This is a genomic window from Hymenobacter nivis, from assembly GCF_006439025.1.
GTDB classification, from domain to species: domain Bacteria; phylum Bacteroidota; class Bacteroidia; order Cytophagales; family Hymenobacteraceae; genus Hymenobacter; species Hymenobacter nivis_A.
On record NZ_RCYZ01000001.1, the window covers coordinates 103,568 to 122,588 of the forward strand.

Annotated in this window: 13 protein-coding genes; 9 read left to right on the plus strand and 4 right to left on the minus strand. The window is 66.7% G+C overall.

Annotated elements, in window-relative coordinates; translation table 11 throughout:
• Positions 1 to 9 precede the first annotated feature (9 nt).
• From EAH73_RS00370 to EAH73_RS00400, 7 genes are all read left to right on the plus strand, one after another.
• Entirely contained in the window at positions 10 to 1,497 is a 1,488-nt protein-coding gene (locus EAH73_RS00370) for a glycoside hydrolase family 28 protein (protein WP_205012946.1), read from the plus strand.
• 116 nt (positions 1,498 to 1,613) lie between these two features.
• Positions 1,614 to 3,158: a tagaturonate reductase gene (locus EAH73_RS00375; RefSeq protein ID WP_317129362.1), complete on the plus strand. Its 1,545-nt coding sequence runs from the start codon at positions 1,614 to 1,616 to the stop codon at positions 3,156 to 3,158.
• A gap of 177 nt (positions 3,159 to 3,335) precedes the next feature.
• Positions 3,336 to 4,988 (plus strand): UxaA family hydrolase, encoded by a 1,653-nt coding sequence (locus tag EAH73_RS00380; protein ID WP_140464331.1) that lies wholly within the window; start codon positions 3,336 to 3,338, stop codon positions 4,986 to 4,988.
• A 114-nt stretch (positions 4,989 to 5,102) separates the two neighbouring features.
• Positions 5,103 to 6,554 carry a glucuronate isomerase gene (gene uxaC, locus EAH73_RS00385; protein ID WP_140464332.1) on the plus strand — a complete coding sequence of 484 codons (1,452 nt, stop codon included), beginning with the start codon at positions 5,103 to 5,105 and terminating at the stop codon, positions 6,552 to 6,554.
• A gap of 170 nt (positions 6,555 to 6,724) precedes the next feature.
• Entirely contained in the window at positions 6,725 to 7,741 is a 1,017-nt protein-coding gene (locus tag EAH73_RS00390) for a sugar kinase (protein ID WP_140464333.1), read from the plus strand.
• 113 nt (positions 7,742 to 7,854) lie between these two features.
• Positions 7,855 to 8,505 carry a bifunctional 4-hydroxy-2-oxoglutarate aldolase/2-dehydro-3-deoxy-phosphogluconate aldolase gene (locus EAH73_RS00395; protein WP_140464334.1) on the plus strand — a complete coding sequence of 217 codons (651 nt, stop codon included), beginning with the start codon at positions 7,855 to 7,857 and terminating at the stop codon, positions 8,503 to 8,505.
• A gap of 101 nt (positions 8,506 to 8,606) precedes the next feature.
• Entirely contained in the window at positions 8,607 to 9,983 is a 1,377-nt protein-coding gene (locus EAH73_RS00400) for an MFS transporter (RefSeq protein ID WP_140464335.1), read from the plus strand.
• A 95-nt stretch (positions 9,984 to 10,078) separates the two neighbouring features.
• On the opposite strand, the gene treF is transcribed toward EAH73_RS00400, so the two are convergent.
• A complete protein-coding gene (treF, locus tag EAH73_RS00405; RefSeq protein WP_140464336.1) occupies positions 10,079 to 11,716 on the minus strand; it encodes an alpha,alpha-trehalase TreF in 1,638 nt (545 codons plus the stop codon).
• A gap of 310 nt (positions 11,717 to 12,026) precedes the next feature.
• Here treF and EAH73_RS00410 point away from each other — a divergent pair, with 310 nt between their 5' ends.
• Complete coding sequence (locus EAH73_RS00410; protein WP_140464337.1) at positions 12,027 to 14,696, plus strand: MGH1-like glycoside hydrolase domain-containing protein; 2,670 nt, start codon at positions 12,027 to 12,029, stop codon at positions 14,694 to 14,696.
• A 105-nt stretch (positions 14,697 to 14,801) separates the two neighbouring features.
• On the opposite strand, the gene EAH73_RS00415 is transcribed toward EAH73_RS00410, so the two are convergent.
• Both EAH73_RS00415 and EAH73_RS00420 read right to left on the minus strand, forming a co-directional pair.
• The gene (locus EAH73_RS00415; protein ID WP_240047085.1) at positions 14,802 to 16,076 is read right to left on the minus strand and encodes a tol-pal system protein YbgF; all 1,275 of its coding nucleotides are present in this window, start codon (positions 16,074 to 16,076) and stop codon (positions 14,802 to 14,804) included.
• A 39-nt stretch (positions 16,077 to 16,115) separates the two neighbouring features.
• On the minus strand, positions 16,116 to 17,150 hold the full coding sequence (locus tag EAH73_RS00420) for a Gfo/Idh/MocA family oxidoreductase (RefSeq protein ID WP_240047086.1): 1,035 nt from the start codon (positions 17,148 to 17,150) through the stop codon (positions 16,116 to 16,118).
• Between the two features lie 83 nt (positions 17,151 to 17,233).
• Here EAH73_RS00420 and EAH73_RS00425 point away from each other — a divergent pair, with 83 nt between their 5' ends.
• Positions 17,234 to 17,653, plus strand: a complete 420-nt coding sequence (locus EAH73_RS00425; protein ID WP_240047087.1) for a DUF983 domain-containing protein — start codon at positions 17,234 to 17,236, stop codon at positions 17,651 to 17,653.
• A gap of 160 nt (positions 17,654 to 17,813) precedes the next feature.
• Here the strand turns inward: EAH73_RS00425 and EAH73_RS00430 are convergent, their stop codons facing one another.
• On the minus strand, positions 17,814 to 19,010 hold the full coding sequence (locus tag EAH73_RS00430) for an efflux RND transporter periplasmic adaptor subunit (protein ID WP_161599396.1): 1,197 nt from the start codon (positions 19,008 to 19,010) through the stop codon (positions 17,814 to 17,816).
• Between the last annotated feature and the right edge of the window lie 11 nt (positions 19,011 to 19,021).

Below are 19,021 nucleotides of genomic sequence, written 5' to 3' on the forward strand. Positions count from 1 at the left end.
CTTTTGTGCTTGAGCATTGCCTGGGGCTTACTGGGCTGCCAGGCTGGGCGCACCGTGCCGGCCACGGCGGCCAGGGCGGCGCTAGCAGTAGCCCCTGGGGCCCCAGCCGTGCCGCAGGGCGTGTTCAACATCCGGGCGTTTGGGGCCCTGGGCGACGGCAAAACCGACGACGCCGGGGCCCTGCAACGGGCCATCGACGCGTGCGCGGCGGCGGGCGGCGGGCGCGTGCTGGTGCCGGCGGGCGGCACATTTCTGGCCGGGCCGTTCGATTTAAAGTCGCGCGTGGAATTTTGCGTGGAAACCGGGGCCACGGTGCGGGCCAACCCTGACCCGCGGGTGTACCAGAAAAGTGCCTTCCGGGCCAACCGGGGCGAGGGCACCATCTGGATGGGGGGCGAAAACCTGGAGTCCGTTACGCTGTGCGGCGGCGGCACGCTCGACGGCAACGGCGTTTCGTTCATGGGCGCGGAGTTCGACGATTCCTACGAGTTGAAGCCCTTCGTGGGCACCGACCCGCGCCCGCATCTACTGACGCTGGTGGGCGTGAAAGGGCTGCGCATCCGCGACCTGCACATCCGCAACTCGGCCTACTGGACGGTGCACCTGGTGGGCTGCGACGACGTAGCCATCTCTGACATCACCCTGCTCAACAGCCTGAAGGTGCGCAACAGCGACGGCATCGACCTGGACCACAGCAAGAACGTGCGCATTACTAACTGCTACATCGAATCGGGCGACGACTGCATTTGCCTGAAAAACCGGCGTGAGTACGCCGAGTTTGGGCCCTGCGAGAACATCACCGTCACGGGCTGCACCATGACCTCGCGCTCCTGCGCCATCAAAATCGGCTCCGAAAACGTGGACCGCATCGGCCACGTGGTGTTCGATAATTGCATTGTGCGGGCCAGCAACCGGGGCGTGGGCATCCAGAACCGCGACGAAGGCACCGTGGACAACGTACTCTTTTCCAACCTACTCGTCGAGTCGCACCTGTTTTCCGACGTGTGGTGGGGCAAGGCCGAGCCCATCTACGTGACGGCCTACCGCCGGGCCCCTGGCAACAATAAGGACGCTGGCTGGCGCTTCCCCCCGGGCCAAACCGAGGGCAAAGTGGGCGCGGTGACGAACATTTTTTTCAGCAACGTGAAGTGCCAGAGCGAGAACGGCATCTACGTGAGCGGCGAAACCGCCGACAAAGTGTCGGGCATTTACTTCGATCAGGTAGACGTGCTGCTCGACAAGGTTACGCCCATTGCCGGCGGCGTGTACGACCGGCGCCCCAGCCAGGCCGCGGGCCTCGTGCCGGGCCGCACGGCGGGCTTTTACTTCGACACCGCCACCAACCTCACCGTGCGCAACAGCTCGGTGCGCTGGGGCCCTAATCGCCCCGCCTACTACGCCCACGCCCTGGAAAGCCACGGCGTAAGCGGCCTCGTCCTCCAGAACTTGGCCGGCGAATCGGCATTCCCCACCAAGCTCCCCGCCATTAAGAAATGACTTCCTGAAGCAGCTTCGGCAGCAACTCCAACAGGTCTTTTTCGCTTTGGCTACTCCACAGAATGACATTGGCCACACCCCGCCGGCCAGCAGCCGGCGCTTTATCCTAACTTCCGATGATGCCCACCTTAACGCCCGACCTCGTGCGGACCAGCGCCGCCGGCCCCGCCGTTTGGCTTCCCGCCCCGGCCCTGCTCAGCCTCCCCGAAAAAGTACTACAATTCGGCACCGGCGTGCTGCTGCGCGGCCTGCCCGATTTCCTGATTGACCAGGCCAACCGCCAGGCCCTATTCAACGGCCGCGTGGTGGTCGTGAAGTCCACCGATGGGGGCGACGCCAGCGCTTTTGCCCGCCAGGACAGCCTGTACACGGTGTGCGTGCGGGGCGTGGACGACGGCCAGCCCGTGGCCGAAAACGTTGTCTGCGCCGCCATCAGCCGGGTGCTGTCGGCCCGTAGCCAGTGGGCCGAGGTGCTGGCCTTTGCCACCAGTCCCGATTTGCAGGTGGTTATTTCCAACACCACCGAAGTGGGCATCGAATTGCTTGACGATGAGGACATTCACGCTAACCCACCGCGCTCGTTTCCGGGCAAGCTGCTGGCCGTGCTGTGGGCGCGGTTCCAGGCCTTTGCGGGGGCCCCGGACCGGGGGCTGGTCATCGTGCCCACCGAGCTGGTACCCGACAACGGCACCAAGCTGCGCGCCATTCTGCGCACGCTGGCCGAGCGCCAAGCCCTGGGGCCCGACTTTCTGCACTGGCTCGACACGGCCAACGACTGCTGCAACTCGCTGGTGGACCGCATTGTACCCGGCACGCCGGCGCCCGGGGCCCTGGCCGCGCTGCAGGCCGAGCTGGGCTATACCGACGAGCTGCTCATCATCGCCGAGGCCTACCGGCTGTGGGCCATCGAGGGCGGCGAGCGGGTGCGGCAGGTGCTGAGCTTCGCGCCCGCCGACCCCGGCATTTTCATTCAGCCCGACATCGCCTTGTTTCGGGAGTTGAAGCTGCGCCTGCTCAACGGCACGCACTCGCTGAGCTGCGGGCTGGCTGTGCTGGCCGGTTTCGGCACGGTGCGCGCGGCGATGGACGACCATGACCTGGCCGCGTTCGTGCAAAACCTGATGCTGGCCGACCTACTGCCCGGCATCCCTTACCCCATCGACGAAAAGGTGGGCCAGCGCTTTGGCCAGCAAGTGCTCGACCGTTTCCGCAACCCCGAAGTGGAGCACCGCTGGCTGGCCATCACCCTGAACTACAGCGCCAAATTGCAGCTGCGCGTGGTGCCTACGCTGGTGCATTACTGCCAGCAGTTTGGGGCCGTGCCGCAGTACGTGGCCCTGGGCTGGGCGGCGTATTTACTGTTTATGCGCGGCGAAACGCAGGATGAAAAGGGCACTTGGCATGGCCGCCTGCCCGACGGCACGGCCTACCCCATCAACGACGAGCAGGCCGGCTACTTTGCCGACTTGTGGCAGCGCCTGCCCGTGCACATGGTCACCGCCAGCGCGTTGGCCAATGCGGAGCTGTGGGGCCAGGACCTGGGGGCCCTGCCCGGCTTCACGGCCGCCGTCACCCAGCACCTGAACCTGATTCTGACGCACGGGGCCCCCGCCGCCCTGGGGGCCCTGCTGGGCCGCGCCGTGCCCACGCCGGCCCCGTAAAACGGAGCGGTCCTCCGTTAATCGTTGCACGATAAGCCGCTGCCGCTTCAATCATCAGCCAAGCGGCGCTTTTTGGGGCCCCAGTGGCACCTTTGCAGCGGCGCGGGGCAGGGCCGGCTCAGTTTGCCGCCGCCGGGTGTGGGGCCTGGTTTTTTATTCTGGTTAGCCTAATTCATTATGAAACACCTGGTTGCGAAAATCCACCCCGCCGACAATGTGCTGGTAGCCCTCACCGACCTGCCCATCGGCACGCCCGTGACGGCCGGCGGCTTCACCGTGACCACCACGGCCGCCATTCCGGCCAAGCACAAGCTGGCCATGCACCCGCTGGCGCCCGGCGACGCCGTGACCATGTACGGCGTGCTGGTGGGCCGCATGCGCCAGGCCGTGCCCGCCGGCGGCCTGCTCACCACCGCCAACATCGCGCACGCCACCGACGGCTACGACGAAGGCCAAACCCGGGCCCCCTGGGTAGCCCCCGACGTAACGCACTGGCAGGGCCGCACTTTCCAGGGCTTCCACCGGGCCGATGGGCGCGTGGGCACGGCCAACCACTGGCTGGTGGTGCCGCTGGTGTTCTGCGAAAACCGCAACATCCAGGTACTGCAAGAAGCCCTGGTGGACGACCTCGGCTACGGCCGCCGCAAAAGCTACCAGCCCCAAACCCAAGCCCTAATCGAGCTGATGCAGGCCGGCAAATCAGTGGAGGAAATCCTGCAGGCCGACCTGGCCGGGGCCTTAAATGGGGCCCCCAAGCCACGCCTGTTCCCAAACGTGGACGGCGTACACTTCCTCACCCACGAGGGCGGCTGCGGCGGCATTCGGCAGGACGCGCAGACGCTGTGCGGCCTGCTGGCTGGCTACATCACGCACCCCAACGTGGCCGGCGCCACCGTACTCAGCCTCGGCTGCCAGAACGCGCAAGTGGCCATGCTGCAAGCCGAAATTGCCAAGCGCGACCCGAACTTCAGCAAGCCGCTATTCGTGCTGGAGCAGCAGCAGCTGGGCACCGAGGAAACGCTGGTGAGCCAGGCCCTGCGCCAAACCTTCGTGGGCCTGATGCAGGCCAACGGCCAGCGCCGCCAGCCCGCGCCGCTCAGCAAGCTCACGCTGGGCCTAGAGTGCGGCGGCTCGGACGGCTTCTCGGGCATTTCGGCCAACCCCGCGCTGGGCTACGCTTCCGACGTGCTGGTGGCCCTGGGGGCCTCCGTTATCCTGGCCGAGTTTCCGGAGCTGTGCGGCGTGGAGCAGGAAATTGTGAACCGCTCGGTGACGCCCGAAACGGCCCACCGCTTCACCTCCCTCATGAAGGCCTACGGCGACAGCGCCGTGGCCGTGGGCTCGGGCTTCGACATGAACCCCTCGCCGGGCAACATCCGCGACGGGCTGATTACCGACGCCATGAAGTCGGCCGGGGCGGCCCGCAAGGGCGGCTCGTCGCCGGTGGTGGCCGTGCTCGACTACCCCGAGCTGGTGACGCAGCCCGGCCTGAACCTGCTCTGCACGCCCGGCAACGACGTGGAAAGCACCACCGCCGAGGTGGGCTCGGGGGCCAACATCGTGGTGTTCACCACCGGCCTGGGCACCCCCACCGGCAACCCCGTGGCGCCCGTCGTCAAGGTGAGCTCCAACACCAAGCTGGCCCTGCGCATGCCCGACATCATCGACCTGAACACCGGCACCGTCATCGACGGCGAGGAAACCATTGAGCAGGCCGGCGAACGGATTCTCGACTACCTGGTGCGCGTGGCCAGCGGCGAAACCGAGGTCAGCGCCGTGCGCCACGGCCAGGAAGACTTCATCCCCTGGAAGCGGGGCGTTTCGCTGTGAGCGCCCACCCTCACTCCTTTTTTTAATGCCGACGGCCCGCGCCGTTCATGCAAGCCGTACCTAGGGGCCCTACTTTCGCCCCCGTATCTCACCCGCCTCCGCCCTGTTCGTCCCATGAGCAAGCCCTTTTTGAACGAAGATTTTCTGCTGCAAACCGACGCGGCGCGCCAGCTCTACCACCAGCACGCCGCCTCGCAGCCCATTATCGACTACCACTGCCACCTGCCGCCCGACCAGATTGCCCAGGACCGGCAGTTTGACAACCTGACGCAGGTGTGGCTTTACGGCGACCACTACAAGTGGCGCGCCATGCGGGCCAACGGTGTAAACGAGCGGTTTATTACGGGCGACGCTTCGGACTGGGAGAAGTTCGAGAAATGGGCCGAAACCGTGCCCTACACCGTGCGTAACCCCTTGTACCACTGGGCACACCTGGAGTTGCAGCGCTACTTTGGCATCACCGAGCTGCTCGACAAAAACAGCGCCCGCCGCATCTACGATGCCTGCAACGCTCAGCTGCGCACGCCGGAGTTTTCGGTGCAGAGCCTGCTGACCAAGATGAAGGTGGAAACCGTGTGCACCACCGACGACCCCGCCGACTCGCTGGAGCACCATAGGGCCCTGGCCACCAGCGGCCTGGCCACGCGCATCCTGCCTACCTTCCGCCCCGACAAGGCCATGACCCCGGAGGCGGCCGACTACAACCAGTACCTCGACCGGCTGGGCGCGGCGGCGGGCCAGGAAATCCACACCTACGCCGACCTGCTGGGGGCCCTGCGCCAGCGCCACAACTACTTCGCCGCCCAAGGCTGCCGCCTCTCCGACCACGGCCTGGAGCACCTGTACGCCGCCGACTACACCGAAGGCGAGGCCGCGGCAGCCTTCGCCAAAGCGCGCGGCGGCTACGACCTGGATACGTTTGAAATCAACCAGTTGAAATCGGCGCTGCTGGTATTTATGGCCGAGCTGGACTGGGAAAAAGGTTGGACGCAGCAGTTCCACCTGGGGGCCCTGCGTAATAACAACGCGCGCGCCCTGCGCCAACTGGGCCCCGACACGGGCTGGGATTCCATCGGCGACTTTAGCCAGGGCCGCGCCCTTTCGCGCTTCCTCGACCGGCTCGACAGCCAGGACAAGCTGGCCAAAACCATCATCTACAACCTCAACCCCGCCGACAACGAGCTGATTGCTACCATGATTGGCAATTTCAATGACGGCTCGGTGGCCGGCAAGGTGCAGTTCGGCTCCGGCTGGTGGTTCCTGGACCAGAAGGACGGCATGGAAAAGCAGCTCAATGCGCTGAGCAACATGGGCTTGCTGAGCCGCTTCGTGGGCATGCTCACCGATTCGCGCAGCTTCCTCTCCTTCCCGCGCCACGAGTACTTCCGCCGCATCCTGTGCAACCTGCTGGGCCGCGACGTAGCAAATGGCGAGCTGCCCGCGGAAATTATGCCGTGGCTGGGCGAAGTGGTCGAAAACGTGAGCTACCGCAACGCCAAGGCGTACTTTGGCTTCGAGCAAGGGGCCCCAACGGCAACGCCGGTGGCGAAGCAGGCGCACGTTTAGCGCATATTTGCCGGCAGTTAAGCAGCGCGAGCGTGTACCGCCAAGCTGTGTTTGGCCTCGCATATGCTACCCGTGGGGGCCCTAGGGCGAGGCCAAGCACAGCTTGGCGGTACACGCTCGCGCTACTCAACTACTAACAATTCAACCCCCTAGTAATCTAACCATCCAGCATGAAGCAAGTCGTGACGTTCGGCGAAATTATGATGCGGCTCTCGCCGCCGAACCACGAGCGGCTGACCCAGGCCCCTGCCCTGGCCGTGACCTACGGCGGCGGCGACGCCAACGTGGCCGCCGCCCTGGTGCAGCTGGGCCAGCCCGCCGCCCACGCCGGCTGCTTCCCCGCCAACCCGCTGGGCCACGCCGCGGCCGAGCATTTCCAACGCTACGGCGTGGACATGCAGCACTGCGTGTTCAGCGAAAACGGGCGGCTGGGCCTGTACTTTCTGGAAGTGGGGGCCTCGCTGCGCCCCAGCCGCATCGTGTACGACCGGGCCGAATCATCATTTGCCCACCTCGATCCGGCGGCGTTTGACTGGGCCAAAATCCTGGACAATGCCCGCTGGCTGCACTGGACGGGCATCACGCCCGCCATTTCGGCCAGTGCGGCGCAGGCTTGCGGCGCGGCCATTGCCGAAGCCCGCCGCCGCGGCCTCACCGTGTCGGCCGACGTGAACTACCGCCGCAACTTGTGGCAGTACAGCCAACGAGCCCAGGACGTGATGCCGCCGCTGGTGGCCGGCTGCGACCTGGTGGTGTGCACCGAGGGCGACGCCGAGGACTTGTTCGGCATCCGGCCCGCCGCCGGGGCCCCCAATTCCTTCGTGTCGATGGCCGAGCAGCTCATCGCCCGCTTCCCCCAAATCCGGCAGGTCATTGCCACCAAGCGCGAAACCCAAAGCGCCTCGCACGAGCGCATCCGCGGGCTGCTGTACCAAGGCGGCGAATACTACGAGACCACGCCCTACGACATTGCGCCGGTCATCGACCGCATCGGCGGGGGCGACTCGTTCATTTCCGGCTTCATCTACGGCACCACGGTACACCCCGCCGACCCGGCGCGGGCCCTGGCTTTCGCCACGGCGGCCTCGGCGCTGAAGCACACCATCGCCGGCGACATCAACCTGGTATCGGCGGCGGAGGTAGAGCACATCGTGGCCGGCAACACCACCGGACGGCTTCTGCGTTAGGTTTCGGGACCCCAAGAGGGCCCCAGCTACCGCAAACGTTCCCGGCGTTTTTCCTAGGATGGGGCCCCGGATTGGGTCATCTTCGCACAATCGTTTATCTTTTGCCAAGGCCAATGTCTCCATTCTCTGCCGCTGATGTGGTGGCCCGCACGCTGCAAGCGCCGCTGGTGCCCGTTTTCTACCACGCCGACGCGGCCCACGCCCAGGACGTGGTGCGGGCCTGCTACGCGGGCGGCGTGCGGGTGTTTGAGTTCACCAACCGGGGGCCCCAGGCTTTCGAGGTTTTCCAGGCCTTAGCCAAGCTCACCACCGAATTGCCTGAGCTGATCCTCGGCATCGGCACCATATACACCGCGGCCGACGCTGAGCGCTTCATTGGGGCCGGGGCCGCCTTCGTGGTGCAGCCCGTAACCACGGCCGAGGTGGCCGGCGCCTGCCGCGCCCACGGCGTGGCCTGGGTGCCGGGGGCCCTCACGCCCAACGAAATCTACGCCGCCCAGCAACTCGGGGCGGGCCTGGTCAAAATCTTTCCCGGCAACCTGGTGGGGCCCGACTACGTCCGGGCGCTGCGGGGCCCCATGCCCCAGGTGCCGCTGATGGTGACCGGCGGTGTGGAGCCCACGACTGAGAGCCTGGGCGAATGGTTTGGGGCCGGCGTGAATGCGGTGGGCATTGGCTCGCAGCTCTTTAAAGGCGCGGCCGACCCGGCCACGATTACCGCCCGCGTGGCCCCGCTCATGCAGTTTTTGCAAGCGCGCGCTTAGTTGTCAGCTGCTAGTTGGTCGTTGCCGGTTCGCTCAAAAAACGGCACTGGCACGCCTTACTTGATGCCTGACAACTGCTAACTCCTAACTGATAACCGCCCATGAACCCCGCCCTTCGCAGCTCGCCGCCCCCGCCCGTGGCCGCAGCCCCCGGCATTGGCCGCTACCGCTGGACCATCTGCTCGCTGGTGTTCTTCGCCACCACGATCAACTACCTCGACCGGGCGGTTATCTCGCTGCTGAAGCCCTACCTGGAGAAAGCGTTCAGCTGGAATTCGGGCGATTACGCCAACATCGAAATTGCCTTTAAACTGGCCTACGCGGTGGGCATGGTGGGCGCGGGCCGCATCATCGACAAGCTGGGCACGAAGAAGGGCTACGCCCTTTCCACGGCCCTATGGAGCCTGGCAGCGATGGGCCACGCACTGGTTAGCAGCACGTTGGGCTTTGGGGTAGCGCGGGCCTTTTTGGGCATCACCGAGGCCGGCAACTTCCCGGCGGCCATCAAAACCACCGCCGAGTGGTTTCCGCAGCGCGAGCGGGCCCTGGCCACCGGCATCTTCAACTCGGGCTCCAACGTGGGGGCCATCATCGCCCCGCTCACGGTGCCGCTGATTGCCGTCACCATCGGCTGGCAGTGGGCGTTCATCATCACCGGGGCCCTGGGTTTTGTGTGGCTGGTGCTGTGGAACAAGCACTACGAAACGCCCGCCACCCACCCCAAGCTCAGCAAGGCCGAGTTCGACTACATCAACGCCGACATCCCTGCCGGCCTGCCCGCCGAGGGCGTGGTGGAGGAAAAACCCAAGGCCTCGTGGGGCCGCCTGCTGGGCTTCCGCCAAACCTGGGCCTTCGTGATTGGCAAGTTCATCACCGACCCCATCTGGTGGTTTTACCTGTTCTGGCTCCCCGACTTTCTGGGCAAGCAGTACCACCTCACGGGCACGGGCATTGCCCTGCCGGTGGCGGCCGTATACGTGCTCTCAAGCATCGGCAGCGTGGGCGGCGGCTACCTGCCGCTGGGCTTCATGAAGCGCGGCCTGCCCGCGTTCCAGGCCCGCAAGTCGGCCATGCTGCTCATTGCCTTTTGCGTGTTCCCGATTGTGTTTGCGCAGTACCTGGGCCGCACCAACATGTGGCTGGCCGTGGGCGTAATTGGCATCGCGGCGGCGGCCCACCAGGCCTGGAGCGCCAACATTTTCACCACCGTGTCGGACATGTTTCCGAAGCGGGCGGTGGCCTCCGTCACGGGCATTGGCGGCATGGCCGGGGGCCTGGGCGGCATTGCCCTCACGGCCCTGGTGCAGAAGCGCATGTTTGTGCACTACGAGGCCCTCGGCCAGCTCAACCACGCGTATTTCATCATGTTTTTGATTTGCGGCGGGGCCTACCTGCTGGCCTGGGTGCTGATGTTTGCCCTGGTGCCGCGCATGGAGCCCATAGTACTCGACGACGACGACATCCTCCCCACTGCCTAACTTGGTAGTTGACAGATTGGGGCCCCTGGGGTAAGACCAAGCACAGCTTAGTTTTACCCCAGGGGCCCCAATCTGTCAACTACCAATTACCAAACCTACAGCGGCTTGCCAGCTTCGGGGTAACGGTTCAGGAGCCAGAGCAGGGTGCCGTTGGTCCAGCCGAAGCCGTCTTGCAGGGGGTACTCGCCGCCGCCGGCCGCAGTGTTCACGTCCAGCACGTTGTATTTCTCCAGCAGCTTGCCGGTTTGGGTGAACACGCGGGCGTTCAGGCCGGCCCAGCGCAGGGCGATGGTGCGGGCCAGCGCGGGCTGGTTGTACTGGCGCAACCCGCTGATGCTCATCCACTGCAAGGGGGCCCAGGCGTTGGGCGCGTCCCACTGCTGGCCGGTGCGCAGGGGCGTGGTCACGAGGCCGCCGGGCTTGAGGAAGTCCCGCTCCAACCCCGCTGCCACCAGCTTGGCTTGGGCGGGCCGGGCCAGCCCCAGGGCCAGCGGAAACACGCCCGCCAGCGTGGGCCGCGCCGAGCGCTTACCCGTCCGCCAGTTGTAGTCGAGGAACCAGCCGGTGGCCGGGTCCCAGCAGTATTGCAGCAGGGCCTGGCTGCGGCGAGTGGCCTTCTGCTCGAAGGCGGCGGCCTGGGCCGCGTTGCCCTGCTGGCGGTAGCCGCGGGCGATGGTCTGCTCCAGCCCGTAGAGCAGGCAGTTCAAATCAACGGCCACCAAATCGGTGGTTTGGATGGAGCCCAGCGTATTATCGGGCCCAAACCAGCGGCTGCTGAAATCCCAGCCCGAGGCGGCCGCCGCCCGGATGTTGCGGTAGAACGCGGCCGGGGCCTGGCGGCTGAGCTTGGCGGCGGCCACGTCCTCGGCGTACGATTCTTCGCGGGGCTCGGTGCTGGCGTCCCAGTAGCGGTTCAGCAGGGCCCCACCGGGCAGGCGCACCACCGGGCCGGCGGCGGTGCCGGCGCGCACGGCGTCGGCCCCGCCCATCCAGTAGGCGTACTCGCCCAGCAGGGCCCCCTGGTAGCGGCGGCGCACGGTGTCGCCCTGGGCGGTGGCCAGCAGCTCCACCATTTGGGCGAAGAAAGGCGGCTGCGAGCGGGTGAGGTAATACGTGCGGTTGCCGTTGGGAATGAAGCCGTAGCGCCCGATGAGGTAGGCAAAATTGTCCACCATGTCGCGCACCAGGCCCACGCGGTGGGCGTCCACCAGGCCCAGCATCGTGAAGTACGAATCCCAGTAGTACACCTCGCGGAAGCGGCCGCCGGGCACCAGGTACGGGTGCGGCAGCGGCAGCAGCGACGAGCCCGGGGTCACGGCCGCGGCGTCGGGGCGGCGTTGCAGCACCGTCCACAGCGTGTCGAGGTGGGCGCGCAGGCCGGCGGCCACGTCGCTGCGGTAGATGTCCGTGCCCGCAACCGGGGCCTGGAAGTAGGTGTCGGTGAAGGCTTTCAGGTTGAAGCCGGGCTGCTGGTGCTGTTGGGCGTAGGCGGCCATAATGGTGGCCACCGGGGCCTTGGGCAGCGCGTCTACGAAGGTTTTATTATCGGCGTACACGTGCCCGAGCTGCACGGCCTCAAACAGGCCAGGATAGAGCTGCCGGGGCGAGAGCGGCAGCGCCGCCGCGGGGGCCACCCGGGTGGTGGTGGCGGTGGCCGGGGCGGCCGCGGGGGCCTGGGCGTGGGCCGCGCCCGCCAGCAGGGCGAGCCCGAGGGCGTACAAATGGTGGCGCATGGGCAAGGGGCGTTGGGATGGGAACGGGCCGGCAAGTTCGGTGCTTTTTGGCCAACGGCCGCGGGGCCTGGCCGGGACCTAGCCGGGGCCCTATCGGGGGCCGTTCACGCATTTTTTGCGCCCTTTCTTTTCTGCCCCGGGGCCCGCCTAAATTGCTTTTGCAAGCCCCTGGGCACCCTTTGGTACGCGGCCTACGCACGGGCTTAGCCGGCGGCCAGCGCAACCCCGTGCGCTGGGGTGCGTTTCTTTGCGGCAACGCGCCACCCGGCGGGGCCCCTTGCCCCGCCCCTGCGCCCGCCCTTTGCCCCCAATGGAAGAACAACGACGCCTCGCCGCGGCCACCGCGAAAACGGCCCCCTGGAAAAAATTTGGCCCCTACCTCACCGAGCGCCAGTGGGGCACGGTGCGCGAAGACTACAGCCCCAACGGCAGCGCCTGGGACTACATCACCCACGAGCGCGCCCGCGCCTACGCCTACCGCTGGGGCGAGGAAGGCTTGGGCGGCATCTCCGACGACCAGCAGCACCTATGCTTCGCCGTAGGCCTCTGGAACGGTCGGGACGACCAGCTCAAGGAGCGCCTCTTTGGCCTCACCAACGGTGAGGGCAACCACGGCGAGGATGTGAAGGAGGCTTATTATTACCTCGACAGCACACCCACGCACTCCTACATGCGGATGCTGTACAAGTACCCGCAGGCTGCGTTCCCCTACGAAAAGCTGCGCCAGGAAAACGCCGCCCGCAGCCGCCAGGAACCGGAGTATGAGCTCATCGACACCGGTATTTTCGACGAGGGCCGCTACTTCGACGTGTTCATCGAGTACGCCAAGGCCGGGCCCGACGACATCCTGGTGACCATCACGGCCCACAACCGGGGCCCCGAGGCCGCGCCGCTGGCCATCCTGCCGCAGCTGTGGTTCCGCAACACCTGGGCCTGGGGCTACGACGACACCCGCCCCACCCTGGCCGCCGGCCCCGCCGGCACGGTGCACGCCGCGCACCCCGCCCTGGGCCGCTACCAGCTGTACTGCGACGGGCCCGCCGCCCTGCTGTTTTGCGACAACGACACCCGGCCCGAGGTACCGCCCGGCGCCGACAGCGGAGCTGACGCCAGCGCCGCGCCGGGGGCCCCAGCCGCCGCCGGCGCGTATTACAAAGACGGCATCAACCGCTACGTGGTGGAGGGCGACGACGCGGCCGTGAACCCCGCCCGGCGCGGCACCAAGGCCGCCGCCTGCTACACCGCCACCTTGGCCCCGGGCCAAGCCTACACCGTGCGCCTGCGCCTGAGCCAGGCCGAGCTGGGGGCCCCATTTGCCGATTTCGACACTTTGTTTGCCGCCCGCCGGCAGGAGGCCGACGTGTTTTACGAGTGCGTGCAGGAAGGGCTAGTGGGCGACGATGCCCGCAACGTACAGCGCCAGGCCTACGCCGGCATGCTCTGGAGCAAGCAGTTTTACTACTACGATGTGGCCCAGTGGCTCGACGGCGACCCCGCCCACCCCGAGGCCCCGCTGCCCGCCGCCCGCCGCGAGGGCCGCAATGCCACCTGGCGGCATTTGCACAATGCCGATATCGTGTCGATGCCCGACAAGTGGGAATACCCGTGGTACGCGGCCTGGGACCTGGCTTTCCACTGCCTGCCGCTGGCGGCCGTGGACGCCGAATTTGCCAAGGGCCAGCTGCGCCTGCTCTGCCAGGACGGCTACCTGCACCCCAACGGCCAGATGCCGGCCTACGAGTGGAAGTTTGAGGACGTGAACCCACCGGTGCACGCCTGGGCCACCTGGCGCGTGTACCAAATGGACAAAAAGCTGAACGGCGGCCACGGCGACCGTGCCTTTCTGGAGGCCGTATTTCAGAAGCTGGTGATGACTTTCACGTGGTGGGTGAACCGCAAGGACCGCGACGAGCGCAACATCTTCGAGGGCGGCTTTTTGGGGATGGACAACATCGGCATCTTCGACCGCAGCTCGCCGCTGCCCACGGGCGGCAAAATGGAGCAGAGCGACGGCACCAGCTGGATGGCCATGTTTGCCCTCAACCTGATGCGCATGGCCCTGGAGCTGGCCCAAACCAACCCCGTGTACCAGGACATGGCCAGCAAGTTCCTCGAGCACTTCCTCTACATCGCCGACGCCATGACGCACGGCGGCGGCGGCGAGCTGAACCTCTGGGACGAGCAGGACAACTTTTACTACGACGTGCTGCACGCCCCCGACGACTCGCGCACCAGCCTGCGCATCCGCTCGATGGTGGGCCTAATTCCGCTCTTCGCCGTGGAAATCCTGGACGATGAGCTGCTGGCGGCCGCGCCGCAGTTCATGGCCCGGGCCACCTGGCTGCTCACCCACCGCCCCCACCTGGCCGCCCTTGTGGGCCAGATAGAGGAGCCCGGCCAGCCCATCCGCCATCGCCTCAGCCTGCTGCGCCGCACGCGCCTGCGCCACGTGCTCACGCGCATGCTCGACGAGCACGAGTTCCTGGCCGACCACGGCATTCGCTCGCTCTCGCGCCACCACCAGGCCGCGCCCTACGAGTACCACACCGACGAGGCGTCGTTTGAGGTGAGCTACCTGGCGGGCGAGTCCGATTCCGATATGTTTGGCGGCAACTCCAACTGGCGGGGCCCCATTTGGTTTCCGGTCAACTACCTCATCATCGAGTCGTTGCAGCGGTTTCATTTTTACTACGGCGACTCGTTCACCATCGAGTACCCCACCGGCTCGGGCCAGGAGCTGAACCTGCACCAGGTGGCCGCCGCCCTCGCCGAGCGCCTCACCCGGCTGCTGCTGCGGGGCCCCGACGGCCGCCGCCCGGCCTTCGCCCAGGCCGAGCTGCTTCAAACCGACCCGCACTTCAAAGACTACCTGCTCTTCCACGAGTACTTCGACGGCGACAACGGCAAAGGCCTCGGCGCCAGCCACCAAACCGGCTGGACCGGCCTCATCGTGCGGCTGTTGCAGCAGGCGCAGCAATAGCGGCTAGGGGCCCTGTGGGGAGTTAAAAGTTGAGAGTTAAAAGTTAAAACACTGTTTGTGTGATTTTTAACTTTTAACTCTCAACTTTTAACTCCCCACAGGGCCCTACTTTTTGCGCGGCTTGAGGTACTGCTGGGCCTCGGCGCGCAGGGGCAGGGCTTTGTCGGCGTGGTCGAGCACAGCCTGGTAGTAGCGGCGGGCGGCGGGGGCGTCGTGCTCCTGAAGGGCAATTTTGGCCAGGTTGCCATTGGCGTAGGAGTAGTAGCGCTGCTGGGTTTGGCCGCTCACTTCGGCAAACACGATGCAGCGCAGGTAGTAGTCCTTGGCGGCCGTCAGGTTGTGGTAGATGAACTGGTTGTAGTAGCCCATGTAGTAAGCCGCGTAGCGCCCGCTGGTGGCCTCGTAGCCGGGCAGGCCGAGGCTGATTTTTTCGAGCATTTGGCGGCTCACGGCCTCGCCCGCCCCGATGTTGCCCGTCACGAAGCAGAGCTTGGCGTACTCGCGCTGCACGTAGGCATTGTCGGGGAATTCGGCCAGCAGGCCGGCGCAGATTTGCAGGGCCCCCAGGGGGTTTTTCTCGCGCGTGCTTTGCAGCATGTCGATGAGTTGGATTTTGGCCTCGGTGCGGGTGTAGAAGCCCTCGGTGGCCACGGTGCGCACCTGCTGGAGGCCCAGCACGCGGTTGCCCTTCGGGAAGAACACCAGGACGGGTTTCAGCCAGGGATGCGCCTCGGTGATGACGTCGGCGTAGTAGTTGAACAAGCCCTGGCCGAGCAGGAACTCGGGGCTGAGGCCGTTGGCTTCGCGGCTGCGCTCCAGGTAGTTGAGGGCCCGCTTGCTGTACAAGCTGGCCTTGGCGTAGGAGCTGCGCTCGCCAAACAGCCGGGCCTCAAACCCATAGGCGGCCGCCAGAAAAAAGCACGCTTCGTAGTTCTTGTCGTCGGCGTCGTAGCGGCGCTTGGCCTGGGCGATGGTCGTGTCCATGTAGGCCAAAAACAGCCGGTCGTACTTCGTATCGGTGAAGTTGCTGGGCATCATCTTCCACCACACGTTCAGGCCCAGCAAAAAGTAGGGCATGGGGTGGTGCGGGTAGCGCCGGCGCAGCGACCGGAACTGCCGCTCGGCGCGGTCGAACTTGAAGTTGTAGAGGTTGGCCACTGCCCCGCCCAGCTCCCCGCGGATGTCGGGGTCGAGCAGCAGCCAGCCCTCCGTGTTCACGGCCTGCGGGGCCACGGCCACCGTGTCGAGGGCCACGGTGCGGGGGCGGCGCACGGTATCGGCCGGGGCTTGGGCGCGGGCCCCAGGGGCCCCCAGCAGCAGGCACAGCAGCACCAGCAGCCACCGAGCGGCGGCGCGGCGCGGCCGGGCGCGGCAATTCAATACATGGCGTGGAAAGGGCACGGTAGAATGCAAGTGGCGCTACGCCTCGGCCGGTTGTTCCAGGATTTCCATTTGCCAAGCTACTTGCTCGGCGCGCACCGGGTAGGGCTGGCCGTGGCGGATGGTTTGGGCCACAGCATCAAATAGGCCCAAATAGTTTCCCGTCGGGGCCGGGTCGGGCTGGGTGCTCAGGCCCCCGTCGGGGCCGGCCAGGGTGAGGTGGCCGGCGCTGCCGGGCAGCTCGTGGCCGTAGGCGGGGTCGGTGGGGCGCAGGCCGGCCAGCAGCTGGGCCTCCTGGGGGTCGGTGCGGCCCTTCTGGTAGCTGCCCTGGGTGCCGTGCAGCACGTAGGCCGGGCCGGGGGCCGCCACCAGCAAGCCAGCCGTCAGCCACACGTTCAGGCCGGCGGGGTAGCGCAGGTGGAAGCTAAAAAAATCGTCGACCCGCCCGCCGGGCCGGTAGTGGCCCTGCACCTTGCGCACGCCCAGCGGCCGCCCAAACAGGGATACGGCCTGGTCCACGAGGTGGGGCCCCAGGTCGTAGGCCAGGCCCACGGCCGGGCCCGGCGTTTCCTTAAAGGGTTTGGCGTTCAGGGCCATCTTGTAGCGGTCGTAGCGGAAGTGGGCTTCGATGAGCGAGCCAAGCTGGCCACTTTCCACCACGCGGCGCACGGCGCCGAAGTCGGTGTCCCAGCGGCGGTTTTGGTAGGCCAGCAGGTGGCGGCCCTGCTGCTGGGCCAGGGCCCCCAGGGCCTGCCACTCGGCGGCGGAAGCGGCCACGGGCTTTTCGATGAGCACGTGCTTGCCGGCCAGCAGGGCCTGGCGGGCCTGCTCGAAGTGCAGGCCGCTGGGGGTGTTGACGACGACCAGCTCGAGGGCGGGGTCGGCCAGGAATTCGGCCACGCTGGGGTAGCTGCGCACGCCGGGGTAGTCGGCGGCCAGGCGTTTTTCGTGGCGCTCCACCACGGCGTGCAGCGCAAAGCCCGGGTGGGTGGCCACGAAGGGCGCGTGAAACAGCTTGCCCGACATGCCGTAAGCCAGTAAGCCAGTGCGGATGGGTGCGGAGGAAGGCATCATGCCCAAAACTACCGCCCGCGCCCCGAACGCGGCCGCCCCGCCCGCCGGGCCCCTACTTTTACACCTCCCCTTCCGCCCCGCTTATGGAACCCGAATCCGCCAATACTTCCTCTACCCTGGCGCTGCTGGGCCTGCGCTGCCCGCGCTGCCACGAGGGGGCCCTGTTCACGCACCCCGCCACCAGCCTCACCAAATTCACCGAAATGCCCGCCGCCTGCCCCGTGTGCGGCCTCAGCTACGAACCCGAGCCGGGCTTCTACTTCGGGGCCATGTACATCAGCTTCGGCTTCGCGGTGGGCATTTTCTTTGCCGTGGGCATCGCCCTCTACTTCCTGGCCGGCGACCCCGATACGTGGGTGTACGTGACGGTGGTGGCCGCCCTCACGCTGGTGGCCACGCCGCTGGTGTTTCGCTACTCCCGGGCCATCATGCTCTACCTGTTCGGCAACAGCGGCTACGACCCCAACTGGGCCCGCTTCGCCCGCCGCAGCCTAGAGGAATAGGGCCCCCAAACGGCCCACGCCTTCGTCAAGCTTGCGAACCAGCCAACAGTAGCTTGGACTTTGCAAGTCCGAGCGCGAGCGCAGCGAGCAGGCGGAACCGGACGATTGCAGGCGCCAGATGCTCGCCATGCTCGCGCTCGGACTGCAGAGTCCAAGCTACTTAATCACCGCCTTCGCCTTTGCGCAGCTCGGCGTCGAGGAAGTAGGCGCCTTTGCGGACCAGCCGGGTGGTGTCGGACAGCGGGTCGAGCACGGCCACGGCCACGTCGCCGTGCTGGGGGGCCCCGGCGCGCACCTTCACGCGGCGAAACACGGTGCGGCCCGAATCCTGGCCCACGGCGCGGAAGATGTAGCTCAGCTCGCCGGCCTGGATGAGGGCTTCCTCGGGCAGGGTGCGCACCCGGGCCCCGGCCGTTTGGATGCGGGCGGCCACGAACTGGCCGGGCAGCAAATCGGTGCGTTCGGGCTCGAGGTGGGCGTGCACGCGCACGGTGCGGGCGTTGTCGTCGAAGGCCTTGCCCACCAGAAACACGCGGGCCGTCAGCTCCTCGTCGCGCCCGGCGTTCTGCACCTTAAAGAGGATTTTCTGGCCCACCTTCACCTGGGCCACGTCCTTCTCGAACACCTTGAGCTCCAGGTGCAAGTCGTCGCGGTTCAGTACCTCCACCAGCACGTCCTGGGGCCCCACGTACTGGCCGGGGTTGATGTTGACGGCCTTCACGTAGCCCGCAATGGGCGAAACAAGCGGCACGCTCTGCACGATCTGGCCCGTGGCGTCGAGGCGGGCCACCGAAATACCCAGCAGCCGCAGCTGGGCGGCGGTGGCGCGCAGCGTGGCCTGCTCGGTGGCGTAGTCGGCGCGGGCCATTTGCAGCTTGCGCTTGGCCCCCACGTCCTCCACGTCGAGGATGCGCTGGCGCTCCAGGTCCTCGGCCAGGAAGCGCACCTTGGCCTTGCTCTGAAGGTAGTTTTGCTGCATGGTGAGGTACTCGGGCGAGCGCAGGGTGGCCACCGTGGCGCCGGCCCGCACCCGCTCGCCGGGCAGCACGGCCACGCTTTGCACATAGCCACCCAGCACCGCCGTGATGGACACGCGGTTCTGAGGCGGCACCTCCACCGAGCCGTTGGCCTGCACTTCGGTGGTCATGTTCTGCCGCTCAAAAGTGCCGAAAGTGATGCCCGCGGCTTTTTCCTGGGCGGGGCTCACGCTGATTTGGTCGGGGTTGGCGGGAGCGGCCGGCGCGGCGGGCTGGGCGGGCGCGTCGGCCGTCTTGGCGGCGTCGCCGGCCTTGGAGCCGCAGGCCGTGAGCAGCGCCAGGGCCCCCAGCACGGGGTAAAATTTAAAGTTGAAAGGCATTGGGGTTTGGT

Excerpts from the sequence above, each read along its gene's own strand:
- uxaC (WP_140464332.1), top strand. The coding sequence starts at position 5,103 with ATGAGCAAGCCCTTTTTGAACGAAGATTTTCTGCTGCAAACCGACGCG.
- EAH73_RS00395 (WP_140464334.1), top strand. The coding sequence starts at position 7,855 with ATGTCTCCATTCTCTGCCGCTGATGTGGTGGCCCGCACGCTGCAAGCG.
- EAH73_RS00380 (WP_140464331.1), top strand. The coding sequence starts at position 3,336 with ATGAAACACCTGGTTGCGAAAATCCACCCCGCCGACAATGTGCTGGTA.
- EAH73_RS00425 (WP_240047087.1), top strand. The coding sequence starts at position 17,234 with ATGGAACCCGAATCCGCCAATACTTCCTCTACCCTGGCGCTGCTGGGC.
- treF (WP_140464336.1), bottom strand. The coding sequence starts at position 11,716 with ATGCGCCACCATTTGTACGCCCTCGGGCTCGCCCTGCTGGCGGGCGCG.
- EAH73_RS00400 (WP_140464335.1), top strand. The coding sequence starts at position 8,607 with ATGAACCCCGCCCTTCGCAGCTCGCCGCCCCCGCCCGTGGCCGCAGCC.
- EAH73_RS00420 (WP_240047086.1), bottom strand. The coding sequence starts at position 17,150 with ATGATGCCTTCCTCCGCACCCATCCGCACTGGCTTACTGGCTTACGGC.
- EAH73_RS00375 (WP_317129362.1), top strand. The coding sequence starts at position 1,614 with ATGATGCCCACCTTAACGCCCGACCTCGTGCGGACCAGCGCCGCCGGC.
- EAH73_RS00410 (WP_140464337.1), top strand. The coding sequence starts at position 12,027 with ATGGAAGAACAACGACGCCTCGCCGCGGCCACCGCGAAAACGGCCCCC.
- EAH73_RS00390 (WP_140464333.1), top strand. The coding sequence starts at position 6,725 with ATGAAGCAAGTCGTGACGTTCGGCGAAATTATGATGCGGCTCTCGCCG.
- EAH73_RS00430 (WP_161599396.1), bottom strand. The coding sequence starts at position 19,010 with ATGCCTTTCAACTTTAAATTTTACCCCGTGCTGGGGGCCCTGGCGCTG.